At 74.2% G+C, this 15634-nt stretch carries 13 protein-coding genes and 1 pseudogene; 4 read left to right on the top strand and 10 right to left on the bottom strand.

What is annotated here, in order from left to right; genetic code table 11:
- Window positions 1-28 precede the first annotated feature (28 nt).
- Complete coding sequence (locus C4U44_RS01565; protein ID WP_235031728.1) at window positions 29-1579, top strand: O-antigen polymerase; 1551 nt, start codon at window positions 29-31, stop codon at window positions 1577-1579.
- Between the two features lie 130 nt (window positions 1580-1709).
- Window positions 1710-2627 (top strand): WD40 repeat domain-containing protein, encoded by a 918-nt coding sequence (locus C4U44_RS01560; RefSeq protein WP_146088180.1) that lies wholly within the window; start codon window positions 1710-1712, stop codon window positions 2625-2627.
- Between the two features lie 42 nt (window positions 2628-2669).
- Here the strand turns inward: C4U44_RS01560 and C4U44_RS01555 are convergent, their stop codons facing one another.
- The 6 genes and pseudogenes from C4U44_RS01555 to C4U44_RS41830 all read right to left on the bottom strand — a co-directional run.
- Window positions 2670-3254 carry a GNAT family N-acetyltransferase gene (locus C4U44_RS01555; protein WP_103883719.1) on the bottom strand — a complete coding sequence of 195 codons (585 nt, stop codon included), beginning with the start codon at window positions 3252-3254 and terminating at the stop codon, window positions 2670-2672.
- 17 nt (window positions 3255-3271) lie between these two features.
- Window positions 3272-3928, bottom strand: coding sequence for a class I SAM-dependent methyltransferase (locus tag C4U44_RS01550; RefSeq protein WP_103883718.1), 657 nt, complete (start codon window positions 3926-3928; stop codon window positions 3272-3274).
- 96 nt (window positions 3929-4024) lie between these two features.
- The gene (locus tag C4U44_RS01545; protein ID WP_146088179.1) at window positions 4025-4402 is read right to left on the bottom strand and encodes a hypothetical protein; all 378 of its coding nucleotides are present in this window, start codon (window positions 4400-4402) and stop codon (window positions 4025-4027) included.
- A gap of 27 nt (window positions 4403-4429) precedes the next feature.
- On the bottom strand, window positions 4430-5728 hold the full coding sequence (locus C4U44_RS01540; protein ID WP_103884149.1) for an MATE family efflux transporter: 1299 nt from the start codon (window positions 5726-5728) through the stop codon (window positions 4430-4432).
- A 233-nt stretch (window positions 5729-5961) separates the two neighbouring features.
- Complete coding sequence (locus tag C4U44_RS01535) at window positions 5962-7632, bottom strand: tyrosine-protein kinase domain-containing protein (RefSeq protein WP_103883716.1); 1671 nt, start codon at window positions 7630-7632, stop codon at window positions 5962-5964.
- 788 nt (window positions 7633-8420) lie between these two features.
- Window positions 8421-9617: pseudogene (locus C4U44_RS41830) on the bottom strand (glycosyltransferase family 4 protein); the annotation flags it as partial.
- Between the two features lie 223 nt (window positions 9618-9840).
- Here C4U44_RS41830 and C4U44_RS01525 point away from each other — a divergent pair.
- A complete protein-coding gene (locus tag C4U44_RS01525) occupies window positions 9841-10323 on the top strand; it encodes an adenylyltransferase/cytidyltransferase family protein (protein WP_103883715.1) in 483 nt (160 codons plus the stop codon).
- Here C4U44_RS01525 and C4U44_RS01520 read toward each other — a convergent pair.
- The 4 genes from C4U44_RS01520 to C4U44_RS01505 form a co-directional block, all read right to left on the bottom strand.
- Window positions 10301-11056, bottom strand: a complete 756-nt coding sequence (locus C4U44_RS01520) for a CDP-alcohol phosphatidyltransferase family protein (protein WP_103883714.1) — start codon at window positions 11054-11056, stop codon at window positions 10301-10303. The two genes, C4U44_RS01525 and C4U44_RS01520, sit on opposite strands and share 23 nt — an antisense overlap.
- A 192-nt stretch (window positions 11057-11248) precedes the next feature.
- Window positions 11249-12424, bottom strand: a complete 1176-nt coding sequence (locus C4U44_RS01515) for a serine hydrolase domain-containing protein (protein ID WP_103883713.1) — start codon at window positions 12422-12424, stop codon at window positions 11249-11251.
- The gene (locus C4U44_RS01510) at window positions 12390-12584 is read right to left on the bottom strand and encodes a hypothetical protein (protein WP_103883712.1); all 195 of its coding nucleotides are present in this window, start codon (window positions 12582-12584) and stop codon (window positions 12390-12392) included. The genes C4U44_RS01515 and C4U44_RS01510 overlap by 35 nt, the downstream gene beginning before the upstream one ends.
- Before the next feature lie 17 nt (window positions 12585-12601).
- Window positions 12602-13951: a multidrug effflux MFS transporter gene (locus tag C4U44_RS01505; protein WP_103883711.1), complete on the bottom strand. Its 1350-nt coding sequence runs from the start codon at window positions 13949-13951 to the stop codon at window positions 12602-12604.
- A gap of 107 nt (window positions 13952-14058) precedes the next feature.
- Between C4U44_RS01505 and C4U44_RS01500 the strand changes: the two genes are divergently transcribed.
- Window positions 14059-15087 (top strand): Gfo/Idh/MocA family protein, encoded by a 1029-nt coding sequence (locus tag C4U44_RS01500; protein ID WP_103883710.1) that lies wholly within the window; start codon window positions 14059-14061, stop codon window positions 15085-15087.
- Window positions 15088-15634 lie beyond the last annotated feature (547 nt).

The raw sequence follows: 15634 nt of genomic DNA, 5'->3' as shown, positions 1-15634 counted from the left end.
CTAGACTCGCCGGAGGGGAAGGGGGGCCATGGCGCTCGACGTATCGCGGGGCGTGCCGGGCGGGCCGGGTGCGCCGGACGGGCCCGGTGTGCCGAGAGTGCCCGGGGCGCCGGACCGCGGGAGCCGGGCGCGGCGGGGGTGGCCGCGCGGGGTACCGCGGGCCGTGCTGTCCCGGGCCCTGGCCGTACCCCTGGTCATCTCCCTGGTGGTGCTGCTGCCCGGGTACGTCCTGACGCAGCCGGGCCCAGGCCAGCGGGACGCCGGTTTCTGGCTCCAACTGGCGCTGACCGGCTACGCGGGCGCCCGGCTGTGCGCGATGGCGCTGACCCGGCGGCGGCGCCTGGTGCAGGGCGCGTTCTGGCTGTTCTGCTACGTGGCGATGGGGGTCGCGCCGCTCGCCCAGGAGGTGATCGGGCAGGTGCCGACCCCGGTGGTCGGCGCCCGGTCGGACACCGTGCTGGCGATCTCGCTCACGCTGGTGGGCTGCGTCGCCTACGACGTGGGCGCGCTGGTCGCCAGGTTCCAGCCGCCGGACCGGTCCCGGCGGCCGCGCCCGCAGGCCCAAGTGGCCCGGCGGCGCCTGTGGTTGCTGATCCTCGTTGCCTACGCGGGCAGCGCGCTGTGCATCCTCAAGCTGGGCGGGCCCGCGGTGTTCTTCACCAGCCGGCAGGACATCAGCGAGACCGTGCAGGCCAGCGGGCTGACCGGGAGCAGCGGTGACAGCCACGTCGGTTCGGCGTTCATCCGCGGCTTCGGCACGGTACCGGCGCTGCTGGCGCTGCTGATCCTGATGCGCTGGATGATCACCTCCCGCCGCGCCCGCCGCAACGTGCCCGCGCTGGTCGCGCTCGGCGGCCTGGTGCTCATCAACGTCATCGTCAACAACCCCGTCTCCAACCCGCGGTACTGGTTCCTGACGGTGGTGTTCTCGATCCTGTTCACCGCGTTCCCGCGCAGCCCCGCGGTCTACCGCACCGCGCTGGTCGGCGGCGTCGTGGCGGCCCTGCTGCTCTTCCCGTTCCTCGACCGCTTCCGGTACGACTCCGGCGGCTACCACCCGGTGCAGTCCACGTCCGTGCTGGACCCGTTGACCATCAAGGACTACGACCAGATCGGCATGTTCGCCAACACGCTGACGTACGTGGAGTCCGGCACCGGGCACGCGCACGGCCGCCAACTCGCCGCGGACGTCTTCTTCTTCGTGCCGCGCTCGGTGTGGCACGGCAAGCCGCTGGACTCCGGGGTGCTGGTCGGCCGCTGGATGGGCATGACCAACACGAACCTGTCCTCGCCCCTGTGGGCCGAACTCTGGCTGGACTTCGGCCCGTTGGGCATGACCGGGGGCTTCCTGGTACTCGGGTACGCCTGCGCGCGGGTCGACATCCGCTACGCCCGGCGCACCCTTGAGGGCAGCCGCCCGGGCACGCTGGCGGCCGTCCTGGTCCCCGTGGCCGCGGGCTACTCCTTCATCCTCCTGCGCGGCCCCCTCCTCCAGGCCGCCGGCCGCATCGGCATCACCCTCGTCTGCCTCGCCCTGGTCACGACCTTCACCGCCTCCCCCCGCAAAACGCTGCGCTAGGCCCAGCCGTTCCACGTCCCGCGCCTGCGCCGGGCTCGGGCCGATAGTGTGACGCCACTTTGCGACCGGCGGGTGCACAGGGAACCGGGGGGACGACATGCCGGCGATCAACGGGGACACGGTTCGGATCGTGGGTGCCCACGAGGGAGCCGCCGGGCCGGTGCTCGTGGTGGTCGATCCGGCAGGTGGGGTGCTGCTGTTTTCCAGCAGCACCGGCCAGGACGGTGTGTCCCGTTGGGATGCGGACAGCGGTGCGCTGGTGTGGCGTTCGCAGGATGCCTCGGTGGGCGGAAACGCGCTCGCCGCGGCGCGGCCGGCCGGCGGGCGCTGGGTGCTTGCGGCGGCCGGCGAGGACGGCGTTGTCAGGTGGGACGGGCTCACCGGACAGGTGCTGCCCGGATGCGACTCGGGTGGCGACGCGGTGTGGGGCCTCGCCGCGACGTGTCTGCCTGATGGTCGCGCGGTACTGGTAGGAGCGGGCAACGGGGGTGGGGTGCACCGTTGGGACGCGGAGACCGGCGCCGCCCTGGGGGCACCGCTCGTCGGGCACGGGATCAGCGTCAAATGTGTCGCGGTACAGCCGCTCACCGGCGATACGGTGATGATCGCGTCGGGCGGCGACGACGGATGCGTCCGCCGGTGGGACGCCGCCACCGGCCGGGCCCTGGGGAACCCGCTGGAAGCCTCCGGCGGGGTCGTCGAGGTCGTGATGCTCCCTCTGGGAGGAGGGAGGACCCTCATCGCGGCCGGCGACAACGAGGGCTTCCTGTACCGATGGGACGCCGGGAGCGGGGAGCCCCTGGGGCATCCCGTCGAGATCGGCGCGTACACGGTGCCGGCCTCGGCGGTCCACCTTGCGGGCCGGCCGACTCTGTTCACCTTCGGTGCCGACGAGGTCGTCCGCCAGTGGCACGCGGTCACGGGCGAACCCACCGGCGGCTCCTGGAAGGGCCAGGCCGCCTCCTGTGCGGTGCGGGCGGACGGAACGGTACTGCTCGCCACAGGTACCTTCACCGGGGACATCGTCGTTCGGACGCTTGGCCGTTGACGCCGGGCGGGCGATTCCTGACCCGCGAGTCGCCTGATCGGATCATCCGGCCTCGGGCCGCAGGCGGGCGTGGACGTGGACGTCGTGGCGGCCGTCCAGTTGGAGCCAGGCGCTTCGGTGGATGCCCTCCGTGGCGAAGCCGGTCTTATGGGCCACCCGGCAGGACGCGGCGTTGTCCAGGGCGTGGTGGAGGACGAGCCGCTGGAAGCCCGCGGCGAAGGCCCAGGCCGCCATCGCGTCCATCGCGCGGGGACAGACGCCCCGTCCTCGCGCGGCCGGCACGGTCCAGTAGGCGACCTCGGCCGATCCGTCGGTGAGGTCGAGTCCCTTCAAGGCGGCGCGGCCGAGCAGGAGGTCGCTCGCGGGGTCGACCACCGCCCAGTGGGCCGCCGACTCCTCGGCCCAACCGGCCTGCCAGGCCGCGATCCACTCGGCCGCCTCCGCCACGGAGTCCGCCCGCCGCAGGTGCCAGTGCTGGATCTCCGGGTCCTCGTACGCGTCCCGCACGGCCGGAGCGTCGCGCAGGGCCCAGGGCCGCAGGCGCACGCGATCCCCGGCCGGTAAGGAGGGCTGGGATCGCCCGGCGAGGGAGCCGGGCGGGACCGTCGGCGGAACGAGAAGCGGCATGGCCCCGATGATGCCGCCTACCGGCCGGCGGCGGCCGGGGGTTCGGCGATGCCGACGAAGTTCGCGCCCAGGGTGCGGACGTGGACCGACCAGCCCCGGGCGGTGAGGTCGTCCGCGAGGGTCCGGACGTCGTGGAAGACCTTCACGACGCGGTAGCGGCTGCCGTCATCGAGCCGGCGGACCGCGGTCGGGGTCGGCCCGTCTGCCCGCGCCTCCTCGTGGGCGGCCGCGGCGGGGCCGTCGTCGACGAAGACCGCCTTGCCGCCGGGCGCGAGGGCGGCGGCGACGGTGGTCCAGAAGGCGGGCAGCCGCGCCGGCGGGACGTGGGAGAGCCAGAAGGCGAAGAACACGGTGTCGTAGCGCCGGGGCGGCCGCCACGTGAACAGGTCGGCCTCGACGAACCGGACGGTGGGGGACGCGGTGCGCGCCCGCGCGAGGGCCAGCACCTCCGGGGAGGCGTCGACCGCCGTCACGGACCGGGCCCGGGCGGCGAGTCCGGGGGTCCACTGGCCCGTCCCGCAGGCCAGTTCCAGCACATCGCCGGAGATCGGGAGATCGTCGACGGCGGCCAGCAGGTTCCGCAGGCCCTCGTACTCCGTGTACGGCCGGTCGTACTCCTCCGCGCCGGCCTGGTAGTAGGCCCTCTGCTCGGCCAGGAGAGCGTCGTCGTCCATGCGGGGTCCTCTCGTGCGGGATCGGCCGGCGCCCGGTGCGCCCGGCTCGGCGACCTGGTCGCCACCGACACCGTCGGCCTTCACCCAGGGAGAAGGTCAAGTCCCCCGCGACCGCGCCCCGTCCGGCCCGGGCCGGGTCCACCGCGCTTCTCCGTCGCCCGGTTGGGCCGCGCCGAGCCAGGCGAGAACGACCGCGACGGCCTCGTCGACGTCCGAGGTCGTACGCCGCTCGTCGGCCTCGATCAGGAAGGGCGGCCGGCCGTGGGGCCACGTGTCGAGCCGGACACGGTCCGGGGCCGACGCGTCGCCCAGGAAGTACACGTTGTCGTCGTCGGCGGCGTGCGGGACCGCCAGACGTGCGAGGGCCACCCCGGGCACGGCGCGGCGCACCCGGGCGAAGACCTCGTCCACCGGCCCGCCCGTCGACTCGCCCGGTCCCCACGCACGGGTACGGCTCCTCCCCGTTCTCCCCATGGCACCGAGTATCACAGGGCGCCGACGCTATTGGGGGGCGGCGGCGGGGGTCTCCGCCGGGGAGGGAGCGGGGGCCGCCGCCCCGTGCGGTGCCGCACGGCGCTCCGCGCCGATCCGCAGCCACAGGGCCACCGCCTTGAGCGCGGAACCGAGCGCGAGCCCCCAGGCGGCGCCGAGCACCCCGTCGAGCCGGTACCCGCCCAGCATGAAGAGAACGGAGGCGAGCGAGAAGACCACCTGGATCGGCAGCGTCGCGCGCGGCCTGAGCACGCGCAGCGTCAGCAGCGCGCTGGTGCCGAGCGCGATGCACGCGTACTGGCTCCCCGACGCGGGCAGCAGCGCCGAGGACGCCGCCCAGGTGTCACCGAGCAACGCCCGCCCCGCGTGCGGCGGCAGCAGCATCAGCACGGCCGTCCACGCCACCGCCACCCCGGCCAGCATGACCGCGAGCGCGGCGGTCGCGCGGACCTTCCGGTCGGTGCCGCGCACCCGGTTCAGCAGCGGCGGGCCGAACGCCGTCGCCGAGTTGAACAGCACGTTCATCGGCCCGAACAGGGTGGTCGCCCCGCGCAGCGCGCCCACGGCGAGCGGCGCCGCGAACAACCCGAGCCCGACCACGGCGAGTTGGCTGGTGGCGTTGCCGACGCCGAACTCGACCACGAAGCGCTGCCCGAGGTGGCCGCGCCGCACGTAGGACCGGATGTCGACCGGTGGCCGCACCTCGCCGGGGGCGGGCCGCAGCCGGCGTCGCAGCAGCACGGCCCCCACCAGCAGGGCGGGCACCCCGGACACACCCCACACGGCCACCAGCCGTACCGCCCCGGTGCCGTGCGGCTGCACGGCCAGCGCGGGCACCGCCACCAGCAGCCGGAGGGTGTCGGCGGCCAGCGCGAGGTGGGGCAGGCGCAGCGCGGAGAAGCAGTACCGCATGCCGTCCTGGGTGAGCACCACCGGCAGCACCAGGCCGAGGACGGCCAGGCCGCGCGCGGTGGAGCCGTGCACGAACAGCAGCGCCGCCGCCATGCCCCAGCCCAGCACGGCGGACGCCGTCGCGGTGAACGCCACCGCGGACCGGCAGGCGGCCCGCACCCGGCGCGAGCCGCGCTCCAGCACGAGCGCCTGGCCGACGTAGGAGACGTTCACCCCGAGCAGCACCGTGAAGATCATGTAGACCATCGAGAACACGGAGAAGCCGGCCGCCGAGGAGAGCCGCGCGGCGACCACCAGCACGATGATGTTGGTGAACGCCGCGACGCCCTGGTCGGCGACGGAACTGGCGACGGCGGCCACCCCGCGGCGCTTCCCGTCCGGCCCGTCCGGTTCCATGTCGGCGTCCGGGTCCGAGTGTTGGGATGTATCCGGTGCGTCGGGCGTGCCGGTCGGGTCGGTCGGGTTCAGGTCGGTGTCGGGGCCGGGAGCGGCGTCCGGACCCGGGGGCGGGTCGAGACCGGCGTCCGCGGCGAGGTCGCCGTAGGGATCGGGTCGCAGCACCGGACCGGTCCTGCGGCGGTGCGGGAGGTGGGCCCCGGAAGCCGCGGCGGAGCGCGGGGCGGGGCCGCTCAAGGGACCGGGTGGCGCTCCGGTGCCGTGGTGGTGGCGGGCTCGACGGCCGGCTCGGTACGGGCGTTCGCGGATGTGGGGGTGCGGTGGCCGGTACCGGAGCGGCGCAGCCCGAACCGGGAGCGGCCGGCTTCCGGGGCGGTGCGGTGCAGCACGGTGCCGAGGACCGCGCCCCCGGCTCCCTCGATCAGCTCGCGGACCCGGACCAGGTCGTCGCGGTGCACCTCGGCCGGGTCGCAGACCACGACCACACCGTCCACCCGGTCGGCGAGCGCGAGCGCGTCGGCGTAGGAGAGGACGGCCGGGGCCAGCACGACGACGGCGGTGCCGGGTTCGTCGGCCTCGGCGAAGAGCCGGCCGGCCGGGCCGGAGGTCAGCGCGCGGGCCACGTTGCGCACCCGGCGGCCGGGGACCAGGTCGAACGAGCCGTACTCCCCCGCATCGACCGGCAGTTGGAGCCCTGCGGGCCAGCCGCCGTCGCCCAGCCCGGGGGTGCGGGCCCAGCCGGGACGGCCGGGGTCGGCCGAGCGCAGCCGCCCGGACAGCGACGGGGTGCGCAGGTCGGCCTCGACCAGCAGCACCTCCTTGCCCATCTCGGCGAACGACGCGGACAGGTTGACCGCGACGGCCGCCGCGACGTCGCTGTCGCCGCGCGGCGCCACCACCAGCAGCCGGCGGCGCTCGGAGAACCGCCGGTCGTGGCTGAGCCGGAAGGCGATCGCCCGGTACTCCTCGGCGAGGCGCCCGCCGGACTGGCCCTCGGCGAGCAGCGGTTGGGCCTCCCGCCGGGCCCGCCGGCCGCGCCTGCGCGGCAGGGTGCCGAGCACCGGCGCGTCCATCGCCCGGGTGACCTCGCCCTCCGAGCGCGGGCGCGGATCGAAGACCAGCCGCAGCCACGCGGCAAGCAGGCCGAGCGCCAGCCCGACACCCGTGCCGAGCCCCAGCATGAGCGGCAGCCCCGGGCCGGTCGGCGCCTCCGGCACCGTGCCGGGCTTGATGACCACGCCCGGGGTGGTGTCCAGTGCCCTCAACCCGCTGATGTCGCCGTTGAGTTCGGTGATCCGGCTGAGCAGGTTGGTCTGCACCGACACGAGGGTGCCGATCACCTGGCTGTCGCTGGTGCCGTTGATCTGGTCGAGCAGGTCGTTGCGCTGCTTGACGAGCGGGTTGAGCTGGTCCTGGTAGCCCTTCACCATCTTCTTGATGGTGGTCCTGGTCTCCGACTCCCGGCTGTCCAGGTAGGACTTGGTGAACGCGTTGACCCACGCGGCCGCGTCCTTGCCGTTCGCCGCGCTGCAGGTGAAGCGCAGCACCAGCGTGTTGGGCGGATTGGTCACCTGGATGCAGTGCTGGAGCTTCCTGACCGGCTGCTTCACGGCCTTCGCGGCGCCCGCGGCGACGCTCGTGCTCATCGCGGTCTGCCGCTCGGTGCCGATGTCGATGCCCTTGTCGGGCGTCGCCCCCGCCGCGAACGGGTCCGCGGTCGCCGCCCGCACCATCACCTCGCTGCTCGCGGCATACGTGTCCGAACCGCCGAGGGCGAGGTACGCGCCGCCCAGCAGCCCGACGACCAGCCCGGCCGCGATCAGGCCCTTGTACCGCACGATCTGGCGTACCTGGTCCCGGACGAGGTCGACTTCCTCCCCGTCGTCCCGCAGCTCACCGCTCACTTCTTACCCCCATCCTCCTGCGCGCGCACGGCGCCACCCCCCTCCGGGTCCGCGTCACCGGAGGGCGGTTCCGCCCCTTCGGCGTCGGCCGGAGCTTCTTCCCCCGCCTGACCGGCGTCCGGCTCCCCAACCGGAACGGCCCCCGGGTCAGCGGGAGTTGCTGTGTCAGCGGACTCAGTCGCGCCCTCCGCCGGAGCGCCGCCCGCGGCCTCGCCCGTGTCGGGCTCCTCGGGCGCGACGGGCTCCGTACGGGCAGCCGCTGACGGTTCCGCAGTCGTCGTTCCCTCGATGCCCGCCGCCGGCTCCTCGACCTCGCGCGCTTCCGGCTCCGGGTCGGCCGCCGGCCGGGCACCCTCGGTCCCCTCCGCCGCGCGGGGCGGAGCGGGAGGCAGCGGCGGGGCCGCGGGGCGCGGCGGCGCGGCCGGTTGAGGCGGCGCAACCGGGCGCGGCGGTGAGGGAGTCGCGGTGGCCTTCGGCGGTACGGAGGGGCGGCTCGGCGCGCCCGGAGCGTCCGCCGCGCTTGAAGAGGCGGGAGAGGCGGCCGGTACGGTCGGCGGCTCGGCCGGTGGTTCGGCCGGCACCTTCGGCTCGGCGCTCTCGGGCTCGGGCGCCGCCTCCGTCACGGGCTCGGCACCGGTCACCGCAGGCGGACCCTCGGGGGCCGGCGCGGCCTCGGACTCGGTGGCCGCAGCACCAGGTACCCCCTCGGACGCCGGCTCGGGCGGCTCGGCGGGCGCGCTCGGCGTCTCATCCGGCGCCGTAACCGCTCCCTCGGGCGCGGGGGCCGCGCCGTCGGCCAGCACCTCGGAGAGCAGCGCGTCCATCCGGGCCAGACCGGCCTCGCGGGACAGGTGGGCGTCGACGTAGACGGGCCCGGCGGCGGCGAGCACGGCGGCGCGGGCGGTGTCGGCGGTGAGCGCGCGGACGGCGGCGAGCAACTCCGCCGCGGACTCGGGGGCGACCACGACGCCCGCGCCGGAGCGGACGACCTCCTGGGCGGTGCCGCTGTCCTCGGCCACCGAGGCAATCACGGGACGCCCGGCCGCGAAGTAGGAGGTGAGCTTGGACGGCAGGCTCATGTCGCGGACCGACGCGCGCTGGGTGACCAGGAGGAAGTCCGCGGCGGCCAGCACGTCGGCGAACTCCTCGTCGGCGGCCGGGGCGAGGAAGTCGAGGTTGGGCAGGCCGCCGGCGAGCGTCCGCAGCTGCTCGCGCTGGTTGCCGTCGCCCATCAGGACCACCCGGGTCTCGGGCGACGAACGCGCCGTCTCGACCAGGACCTCCAGTCCCTGTTTGAGCCCCATGTTCCCGGAGTGCAGGAGCACGGTCTGCCCGGGACGCCAGCCCAGCCGGGCCCGCATCTCCTCGCGCGGGCGCGAAGGGCGGCGTACGTGCGACCAGTTCGGCACCACGCGGATGCGCTCGCGCGGCACTCCCATCGCGGCCACCTTCGCGGCGAACGACTCGTGGATCACCCCGACGAGCGCGGCCCGCCGCAAGGCGTACTTCTCGACGAGCCCGGCGGCCAGCGCGGCGGGCCCGCCGCCGCGTATGCCGCTCTGCGCGGCCGCCGCACCCATCAGGTCCTGCACGATCGGCACGAAGGGCACCTGATGGCGCTCCGCCAGCCGCGCGGCGAGCACCCCGCCGGCCAGGCTCGGCATCTGCGCGAACACCGCGTCGGGCCGCCCCATCCCGGCGGGCTCGTCACGCCCGCCGCGCAGCACGCTCGCCTCGAACGCGGCCCGGCTCAGGGCGGTCTGACGCGCCGGCACCGCGTGCCCGCGCCGGTGCAGCCGTACCCCGGCCCGCTCCTCCTCGACGCGCGGCACCCCGACGTACGCGGGGTCGAGCTTCCACGCCGGGTAGTGCGGCATGCCGGTGAGCACGTGCACCTCGGCGCCGCCGGCCGCCCAGTGCTCGGCGATCTGCGTCGCGTACGGCCCTATCCCGGCGTGCTCCGGCGCGTAGTTGGTGGAGACCAGCAGCAGCCGGCGGCGCCGACCCGTCGAAGCCACGAAGCGTTCCTTCCCCCCACGATGAACCCCCGGATCCAGACAAGTGCACACCTTAGTCGTTCACCTGCTCTCCACACCGGCGCTTGCGAAGCGTTGGACTTTCGCAAATCCCGCTTTGACCGCGATACGTCCGGCTATCGTCTAAGACTCCGCGACGCTGGGGAGCGTTGTACGGCTGGGGGGTCGTCTCATGTTGCATCGTGTCGGCTACGCACCGGGGGTCTACGACCTCTTCCACGTGGGCCATCTGAACATCCTGCGGCACGCCCGCAGCCAGTGCGACTACCTGGTGGCGGGGGTGGTCTCGGACGAGATGGCCGAACTCGCCAAGGGGCGCCGCCCGGTGGTGCCGCTGGTGGAGCGGCTGGAGATCGTGCGCAGCGTGCGCTTCGTGGACGCCGCGTTCGTCGAGACCGTGCCGGACAAGCTGGAGACCTGGCACCAGGTGCGGTTCGACGTGCTGTTCAAGGGCGACGACTGGCGCGGCACCGACAAGGGGCGCCGGCTGGAGGAGAAGTTCGCGGCGGTCGGCGTGGAGATCGTCTACTTCCCCTACACCGTGCACACCTCCAGCACCCAGTTGCGCCGCGCACTCGACGTCCTCACCAGCCCCGGCCCGGGCAACGGCGCCAACGCCGGCGCCCCGCAGCTCAGTTCGCCGGAAGCGCGCTGAGCTCGCGGAACCACTTCGTGAGGAAGGCCGCGAGGAAGACGACGTGCACCGCGAACAGCACGGTGTACCCGTAGCGGAACGCCCGCTCGCTGCCGAGCAGCAGGAACACCGCGCACATCACGCCGTAGTCGACCGGCAGCAGCGCCACCGCCCGCACGCGTGACGGGGCGGCCGGCACGGCCTGAGCTGCCGAACTCCGCTTCGGCTTCAGCTTGTCCGTCAGCAGCCCGCCGAAGAAGATCAGCACCGCGGCGAGCTGGAAGCCGAGCGGCAGCAGCAGCCATCCGTCGCCGGGCAGGGCGAAGTGGCGGTAGAACGTGACGAGTACGGCGGCGTGCAGCGCGGTGATCTTCGCGCAGTCCACGACGTGGTCCAGCCACTCCCCCGCGGGGCCGCCCTTCCGCAACAGCCGGGCGAGTTGGCCGTCGGCCGAGTCGAAGGCGAACCCGATGACGAGGGCGGCGTAGACCGCGACGGCCAGTCCCCACGACGGGGGTTCCGTCGCCACCAGGGCGATGGCCGCGCCGCTGAACGCCGCGCTGATCAGGGTCACCTGGTTCGGGCTCAGACCTGCGCGGTAGGCGCCCGCCGCGAGGACCCGGCCCACCGGGCGGTTCACGTACCGCGAGTAGAGGGAGACGCCTTTCGCAGATTTTTGCGCGTCGCGCAGCTCACGGAGTGCTCCGGTGTACGTGAGCGAGCGTGTGAGCGCCTCACCTGTCTCGACCGCCATCCGGCTCCCCCTCACCTACCGGTCCCACCTGCCCCCACCCGTATCCTGCCCGACCTTGCGGTCCGCGGTGGCCGATCGCGCAGTTCCCCGCGCCCCTTGGCTGGTGCGGCTCCTTCCGTGAAAGGAGGGTCAGTAACCAGGGGCGCGGGCAACCGGCCACCGGGGGGTGGTCCGGGAGGAGACAGGAAGGGGCTACCCGGGCGGACCGGCCGCACGCGCCAAGCGCGTGGCCGCGCAAGCGCGGGGAACGCTGCCCTCGCGCCAACTCCGAACGGGGTGAACGGAGTTCGTGAGAAGGACGAGAAACGTGTCGGTCGCGGGGTCGAGGACGACGCTCGTCCCGGTGAACCCGGAGTGCCCGATGGCGCCGCGACCGGCCAACTCCCCCATGAGAGACGGCAGATCACGCTCGAACCCGAGCGGAGCGGCCCCCTCGGTGCCGAGCAGGAGCGCGACCGCGGCGGGTGGGAGGAACGCGTCGTCGGTGCCCGCGGCGGCATCGAGGATCGCGCGGCAGAAGACCGCCAGGTCCCACGCGGTGGAGAAGAGCCCGGCGTGGCCGGCCACCCCGCCCATGGCGTGGGCGTTCTCGTCGTGCACGGCACCGTGCACCATGCCCCGGTCGAGCTTGCCCCACGGCCTGCGCTGGTCCTCGGTGGCGGCGATCCTCGGCAGCCAGGATGCCGGCGGGTTGTAGCGGGTGCCGGTCATGCCCAGCGGTGTGGTGATCCCGTCGGCGATGAGCCGGTCGACGGGGTGGCCGGTGGCGCGTTCGAGGGCGACCTGGAGGAGCAGGAGGTTGAGGTCGGAGTAGATCCGCTGGGTACCGGGCGGGGCGAGCGGGGGCTCGGCGGCGAGCCGGGCGGCCCGGGCGGCGGCGTCGGGCTCGTCGTAGAGCGGGAGTTCCGGTTGCAGCCCGGAGGTGTGGGTGAGCAGGTGCCGCAGGGTGATCCCGTGCACGGCGGCGGCGGTCAGCTCGGGTGCGTACGACGCGACGGGCTCGTCCAGGCGGAGGGTGCCGCGGTCGATCTGCTGGACGGCCGCGACAGCCGTGAAGAGCTTCGTCACCGACGCGAGGTCGAAGACGGTGTCGGGCCGGGCGGGCACCCACCGCTCGCGCGGCAGCTCCACCCCGCGGTCGGCGTGCGCGTCGTACGCCGCGTAGCGGACCGCCCACCCCACGGCTTCGTGCAGGGCGACGGTCCGGCCGCGGCCGGCGAGGACGACGGCGCCCGCGCACCAGGGGTGCGGGCGGTCGGGTTCGGCGCCCGGCTCCAGCCAGGCGGTCAGTTCCGGGACGATCCGGTGCAGCTCGTCGGTGTCGAGGCCCGCCTCACGGCAAGAACCTCTCGACAGCGGCGGGGCCATGTTCCTCCAGTGCCTTGCGGGCCTTCTCGATGAGCTCCGGGGTGCAGTCCTGGCCGGAGGCCATCACCAGGTCCTCCGGGTCCACCGAGTGCTCGGAACCCGTGTGCAGTGTGCTGTCCGCTGTCTTGAACGCCCAGGTCTTCTCCGGATCGTCGGACATCGCAACCTCCCGAGGGTCTACGGTCCCTCCACGGTACGCCGCCCGCGCAGGCACAGCCCAACGAAGCAGCCGACGGCCACCAGCACGCAGCTGAGCTGCGTGATCGCCATCGGGACGGCGGTTCCGTCGCCCGCCACGCCCGACAGCGGGGACAGGGCCGCGCCGATCAGGAAGGACGAGGTGCCGATCAGCGCCGAGGCCGATCCGGCGTGCCGCCGGGTGCGCAGCAGCGCCCTGGTGTTCGCGGTCGGCAGCACCAGGCCCATCGCCGCCATCAGCACGAACAGCGCGGCCGCGATCTCGGGCAGCGTCGCACGGCCGAGGGCGCCGGTGGTGAGCAGCACCAGCGCGGTGGCGGCCAGCGTGATCAGGGCGAGCCCGGCGCCGATCACCTTGTCCATGTCGACCCGGCCGACCAGCACCTTGCCGTTGAGCTGCCCGACGCCGACGATGCCGACCGAGTTCAGGCCGAAGAGCAGGCCGAAGGTCTGCGGGGAGGCACCGTAGATGTCCTGGACGACGAACGACGACGCGGACACGTACGTGAACAGCGCGGCGAAGCCGAAGCTGCCGACGAGGACGTACCCGGCGAAGACCCGGTCGGCGAGCAGTCCGCGCATCGCGCCGAAGGTGGAGAGCAGCGCGCCCTTGTGGCGGCGCTCGGGCGGCAGGGTCTCGTGCAGGCGGCGCCAGGCGACGGCGGTGAGCAGCGCGCCGACGGCGGCGCAGACCACGAAGATCCCGCGCCACTCGGTGAGCCGCAGGATCTGGCCGCCGATCGCGGGCGCGATGATCGGGGCCACCCCGGAGATGAGCTGGAGGGTGGAGAAGAACCGGGCCATCGCCAGGCCGTCGTAGAGGTCGCGGACCACGGCCCGGGCGATCACGATGCCCGCGGAGCCGGCCAGCCCCTGGAGCAGCCGGAAGCCGATCAGCACCGGCGCGGTGGCCGCGAACACGCAGGCCACGGTCGCCACCACGTAGATCATCATGCCGGCGAGCAGCGGGCGGCGGCGGCCCCAGCGGTCACTGAGCGGCCCGACCACGAGCTGGCCGAGCGCCATGCCGCCCAGGCACGCGGTGAGGGTGAGCTGCACGGTCGCGGACGGCGCGTGCAGCGCGCTGGAGACCCGCGGCAGGGCGGGCAGGTACATGTCCATCGACAGCGGCGGGAGCGCGGTGAGCCCGCCCAGGACAAGGGTGACGACGAGGCCGGTACGGGCCTGCGCTTCGCGGGAGCCATGAGGGCCGTACCCGCGGGAAGGAGCTGGAGGAGTGGGGTGGGTCGGGGGGTGAGCGGGGGTGGGGGTGGCGGTGAACTGGGCGGGGGTATCCGGCCCGGCGTCCTGCACGTCGGCACTCTCCATCAGAAGTCGTTGAAGCGTTGCCTATCCTTTCAGTCGGCGGGGAGCACGAGGCACCAATATCCGGGGACCGAGATGTGAGGTCCGCAACGAGCGAGGGCGCAGGCACGATGAGCGAGCACACGACGGGCGCGCACGCGCGCAAGGTCCGCTGGGGCATCCTGGCCACCGGCGGAATAGCCGCCACCTTCACCGAGGCACTGCTGTCACTGCCGGAGGACGCCGAGGTCGTCGCGGTCGGCTCGCGCACCGCCGAGTCCGCGAAGACCTTCGCCGAGCGGTACGGCATCCCGCGCGCCTACGGCACCTGGGCCGAGCTCGCCGCGGACGAGGAGGTGGACGTGGTGTACGTCGCCACGCCGCACTCCGCGCACCGCGCCGCGGCCGGGCTGTGCCTGGAGGCGGGGAAGGCGGTGCTGTGCGAGAAGGCGTTCACCCTCAACTCCCGCGAGGCGCGCGAGCTGGTCGGGCTGGCCCGCGAGCGCGGCCTGTTCCTGATGGAGGCGATGTGGACGTACTGCAACCCGCTGATCCGGCACCTGCTGGCGCTGGTCGAGGGCGGCGTGATCGGTGAAGTGCGGCACGTCGGGGCGAACTTCGGGTTCCACGCCGACTTCCCGCCCGAGCACCGCATGCGCGACCCCGAGCTGGGCGGCGGGGCGCTGCTCGACCTGGGTGTCTACCCGGTGTCCTTCGCGCAACTCCTCCTCGGCGAGCCCGACACGGTCGAGGCGTGGGCGCAGCTCACCCCCGAGCGGGTCGACGCGGCCACCGGGATCGTGCTCGGCTGGAACGACGGTGCGCTCGCCACGCTGGCGTGCGGCTTCACCGCGGACATCGGCGCGGCCGCGTCGATCGCCGGGACCGGCGGGCGGATCGAGATTCCCGACGGGTTCTTCAACGCGGAACGCTTCGTCATCCACCGGGACGGGGTTGAGCCGGTGACGGTGCGGCTCGCGGAGGTCAGCGAGGACCACGACCGCGGGAGCATGCGGCATGAGGCGGCCGAGGTGATGAGGGCGCTCCGCGCCGGGGAGACGGAGTCGCCGCTGGTGCCGCTGGAAGGGTCGCTGTCGATCATGCGGACGTTGGACCGGTTGCGGGAGCGGATCGACGTTCGCTATCCCGGGGTCGACTGACCCGCCCGGCTGCCCCGTCCTGTTGCCACGGGACCTTGCGGTCCGCGGTGGCTTGTCGCGCAGTTCCCCGCGCCCCTGGTTGGTGACCCTCTTTTCGCAGAAAGAGCCGCACACACTCAGGGGCGCGGGACAGTCCGGCGGTGGTGCGGGTTGATCGCGGGGCCCCGGCCCACCCCCGGCACCCTCCACCCTCCGTCATCGCCCGTCACGCGGCGCGGTACGCCGGGACCGATCGTCCCGGCCGGATCGTTTCGCCCGCCGGCGGGCCCGCCAGGTCCCGACCGGGTCCGCGCCCGCGCCCGTCCCCCTCGCGCCCGGCCCGCGCCCTGCGCCTGACGGCGCGCACGCGACGCCCCCGGCCCTTCGCCCTCCCTCGCCCCTCGGTGCGGCCGTCCGGCCGGCACCCCTTCGTTCGCAGGGTCTCCGGCCACCGCCCCGACCTGCCGCGTTGCCGTCCGGCCCGGTGCGCGCGCGGTGGCGCGAACACCTGGACGCGGATGGACGCGGACCGTCGGGCGCGGCCGTCAACAGGCATGCCCGCCGGTCG

The sequence above is a fragment of the Actinacidiphila yanglinensis genome (genome assembly GCF_900107965.1).
Lineage (GTDB): Bacteria > Actinomycetota > Actinomycetes > Streptomycetales > Streptomycetaceae > Actinacidiphila > Actinacidiphila yanglinensis.
This window is presented reverse-complemented; position numbering and strand designations above follow the sequence as displayed.